The 1,649-nt window shown below is 53.6% G+C and carries 1 protein-coding gene; it reads right to left on the bottom strand.

What is annotated here, in order from left to right; genetic code table 11:
* Positions 1-34: 34 nt before the first annotated feature.
* Positions 35-1,572, bottom strand: a protein-coding gene (locus AC1DSG_RS30995) for an IS3 family transposase (protein ID WP_371856329.1) whose coding sequence is annotated in 2 segments (ribosomal slippage) — positions 35-1,122 and positions 1,122-1,572 — 1,539 coding nt in all. Because the reading frame shifts where the segments join, the coding sequence is not laid out codon by codon here.
* Positions 1,573-1,649: the final 77 nt, after the last annotated feature.

Here is a 1,649-nt window from a genome sequence, read left to right as displayed (position 1 = left end):
GTGTCAAGGTACCTGTCGCCTTGTCTTACAGTTGCTAGCCCGTTGCGCTCTTAATTTCAGGGCGCTCTGGGTTTAAATACACAGCATCTGCCAACTTCCAGTTGCGTGTTCGAGTGCTCCAGCGGCTCGGATTAGCTTCCTTGGCATTTTCATAAAGCATTGCTCTAGCTTGTAATAGAGCCGTTGCTTTGCCTTCGTGCCGCTGGTTTGGCGTCACGTATTTCAGGGCGCTGTGGCGGTGATCTTCGTTGTACCACTCGATAAATCCCTGCACCCAAATTCTTGCCTCAGTCACCGTATCAAATGGTTGATCCGGCCAGAGCGGGCAGTACTTTGCGGTACGAAAAAGTGCTTCGGCGTAAGCGTTGTCATTGCTCACCCTTGGCCGGCTAAAGGACGGCTCGACGCCCAGGGCAACCATGCTTTCACGTAACAAGGAACCTCTCATGACGTGGCCGTTATCCGAGTGCAGCACCAACGGTCGACCCGCTGTATGTTCACGCAAGCATCCCTTTCTAAGCAGCTCACACGCGTGTTCGGCGCATTCCACCTCATGCACTTCATTGGCTACCAGCTTGCGGCTGTAGACATCCTTGACCATGTACCAGTAGAAAAAACGACCTCTGACAGTGCTGGGTAGCCAAGTGATATCCCAGCACCAAACCTGATTGGGAGCGTCAGCGCGATGCGTCGTCAGGACCTTGCGTTTCGGGGCTTTGGTTCGGCCGCGACGCACGTTTTGATTAGCGGCTTTTAACACACGGTAAAACGTCGACTCTGAAGCGAGGTAGATACCTTCATCGGCCAGTTTTGGAACGATTTGGTGTGGGGTGAGGCTGGCGTAGCCAGCCTGATTGGCAGCATCAAGCACCGCTTGGCGCTCTGCCTCACTGAGCTTGTTCGACGGCGCTGCTCGCTGAGCCAGTAGACGCCCATCGCAGCAGGCGTGTCGCCAACGTTGAACTGTACGCAGGCTCAGCCCTAGCTCATTACACGCTCGATATCGACGAGCCCCACTCAACACCGCTTCAGCAATCAACTTCATGGCTTGCGTACGATCAGAGGCGCTGATCAGTCTTCCTTGTCCTTGCCCCAGATCGCATTGGCTTTTTTTCTGAGCTCCAGCAAAGCCACCGCCTCCGCACGTCCTGCATCGGATTGGATCAGCTGACGCTCCAGATCTTTGATCCGCCGCTGCTCGGCAGTTCTTTCTGCACTAGGTTTCAAATCAGCAAGGGTATTGGCGTTTTGGCACGCCTCGCGCCACTGCTGGATTTGCTCAGGATAAATGCCCTTGATTCGGCAATATTGAGAAATCTCAACCTCACTCAACGGTGCGGTTTCCATGACAGCATTGAATTTATCGGCGCTGGACCATTGATCACTGGTCTTGCCATTTCCCGGCACGATCAAACCTTTATCTCTAGCCATTTGTCTCCAGTTTCGCAGTGACTGAGGCGTGAGATTAAGCGCAATGGCGAGTTCTGCCACTGAGCGATTTAGAGGCGGCATCATTTGCAAGACGACCCAATCTTTGAAGTCGTCGTCGTAGCGTTTGCCTAGATTGGACATTGTTATGCACCTTCGCCCTCTTGAATGAATGAGTCAATCAACAAGGGTGACAGGTAGCCTGACACGGAGGGGGAGGG

This window comes from Pseudomonas sp. P5_A12 (genome assembly GCF_056400685.1).
The sequence above is the reverse complement of the archived record's forward strand: the minus strand, read 5'-3'. Positions and strand labels throughout refer to the sequence as shown.